General features: G+C 46.9%; 1 protein-coding gene, 1 tRNA gene and 1 pseudogene. 1 reads left to right on the forward strand and 2 read right to left on the reverse strand.

The window, feature by feature from the left end; genetic code table 11:
* A pseudogene (locus tag ACTHUT_RS18625) lies at window positions 1-96 on the forward strand (formate/nitrite transporter family protein); the annotation flags it as partial.
* A 157-nt stretch (window positions 97-253) separates the two neighbouring features.
* Here the strand turns inward: ACTHUT_RS18625 and ACTHUT_RS18630 are convergent.
* Window positions 254-330: transfer RNA gene (locus ACTHUT_RS18630), tRNA-Pro, on the reverse strand.
* A gap of 153 nt (window positions 331-483) precedes the next feature.
* Complete coding sequence (locus ACTHUT_RS18635) at window positions 484-2,007, reverse strand: fumarate hydratase (RefSeq protein WP_250600193.1); 1,524 nt, start codon at window positions 2,005-2,007, stop codon at window positions 484-486.
* Between the last annotated feature and the right edge of the window lie 116 nt (window positions 2,008-2,123).

The raw sequence follows: 2,123 nt of genomic DNA on the forward strand, positions 1-2,123 counted from the left end.
CCCGTATTCTTGGGCAATGTCGTCGGTGGCGCATCCTTTGTCGGCGCATCTTATCTTTATACCTATAAAGACACGCTGAAAGATAGTACCAAATAGCCCTGCTTTATAATAAACAACAAAACCTGCTTTGAGAAAGCAGGTTTTGTTTCAGACGGCATTGGTATTAAGTTTTAAAATCCATTCGGATACATTATTCAGATAAATCATCCAAACGAAAAAAGAGCCGTTTTTAAAACGGCTCTTTCCAATTCTTTGGTCGGAGTGAAAGGATTCGAACCTTCGACCCCTTGCACCCCATGCAAGTGCGCTACCAGACTGCGCCACACTCCGACTCGATAAGCCGTGAATTTTAGTTTCAAACGCTGATTTTGACAAGTGCTTTTTAGAAAGGGAAATTTACTTGTTTGAAAACATTTGAATTATTTGCAAGCAAAAAAGGCCGTCTGAAATCGTTCAGACGGCCTTTGATTATTCAGTCAAATATCAAGCTTCGACCGGAATAATACCGATTTTTGCCTGCCATTGTTTTGGCGCAATGGCGTGAACCGATTCACCGTTGCTATCCACCGCAACGGTAACGGGCATGTCTTTGACTTCAAATTCGTAAATCGCTTCCATACCTAATTCTGGGAACGCCAAGACTTTAGATGCTTTAATGGCTTTGGCAACCAAATATGCCGCGCCGCCGACAGCCATCAGGTAAACAGCTTTGTTATCGGCAATGGCTTGACAAGTCGCTGCGCCGCGTTCGGATTTACCGATCATACCCAGGAGGCCGGTTTGTTCCAGCATTTGGCGGGTAAATTTATCCATACGGGTGGAAGTAGTCGGACCGGCCGGGCCAACAACTTCGTCACGGACTGGATCAACCGGGCCGACGTAGTAAATCAGTTTGTTGGTGAAATCTACCGGCAATTCTTCGCCTTTGTTGAGCATATCAACCAAACGTTTGTGCGCGGCATCGCGGCCGGTCAGGATTTTACCGTTCAGCAACAACACGTCGCCGGTTTTCCATATAGCCACTTCTTCTTTAGTCAGGTTGTTGACATCGACACGTTTACCGTTGTCAGGGCTGTAAGTCAGATCCGGCCAGTCTTCCAAAGATGGGGTTTCCAGTTTGGCCGGGCCTGAGCCGTCCAATTCAAATTCGATGTGGCGGGTAGCCGCGCAGTTTGGAATCATGGCAATCGGTTTGGAAGCCGCGTGGGTTGGGTAGTCAAGGATTTTGACATCCAGCACGGTGCTCAAACCGCCCAAACCTTGTGCGCCGATGCCCAAGGCATTTACTTTTTTGTAGAGTTCCAAGCGCAGGGATTCGGTTGTAGACAATTCTGCACCGGAATCGGCTTTTTCTTTGAGCTCCTGAATATCGATATGGCTCATCAGACTTTCTTTTGCCATCAACACTGCTTTTTCAGGCGTACCGCCGATACCGATACCCAAGATGCCCGGAGGACACCAGCCGGCACCCATTTGTGGAACGGTTTTCAATACCCAATCAACGATATTGTCTGAAGGGTTGAGCATGGCAACTTTGGTTTTGTTTTCAGAACCGCCGCCTTTGGCTGCGCAAGTGACTTCAACTTTGTCGCCTTTTACGATTTCCATATGTACAACGGCAGGGGTGTTGTCTTTGGTATTTTGACGTTTGCCAGCCGGGTCAGCCAATACAGAGGCGCGCAGTTTGTTGTCAGGATAGGTGTATGCACGGCGTACGCCTTCGTTAACCATTTCCTGTACGCTCATCTCGGCATCCCACTGCACATCCATACCCACTTTCAAGAATACGGTCGCAATACCGGTATCCTGACAAATCGGACGATGGCCTTCAGCACACATACGGCTATTGACCAAAATTTGCGCCATCGCATCTTTGGCCGCAGGGTTTTCTTCTTTTTGATAAGCCTTATACAAAGCCTGAATGTAGTCTTTAGGATGGTAGTAGCTGATGAATTGGAAAGCGTCAAAAATACTTTGGATAAAGTCTTCTTGCTTGATGACGGTCATGATTGTGTTCCTTTTCGGAGTCATGGTAGGGAGGATTTGTTTATTTCTTTAAGAGACCGATTTTTTCAGACGGCCTTCAATAGTGTAATAGTGCTTTCAAATGAATGACCCAGACA

This window comes from Neisseria sp. P0022.S010, from assembly GCF_051956635.1.

Coding starts and splice junctions, on each gene's coding strand:
- ACTHUT_RS18635 (WP_250600193.1), bottom strand. CDS start 2,007: ATGACCGTCATCAAGCAAGAAGACTTTATCCAAAGTATTTTTGACGCT.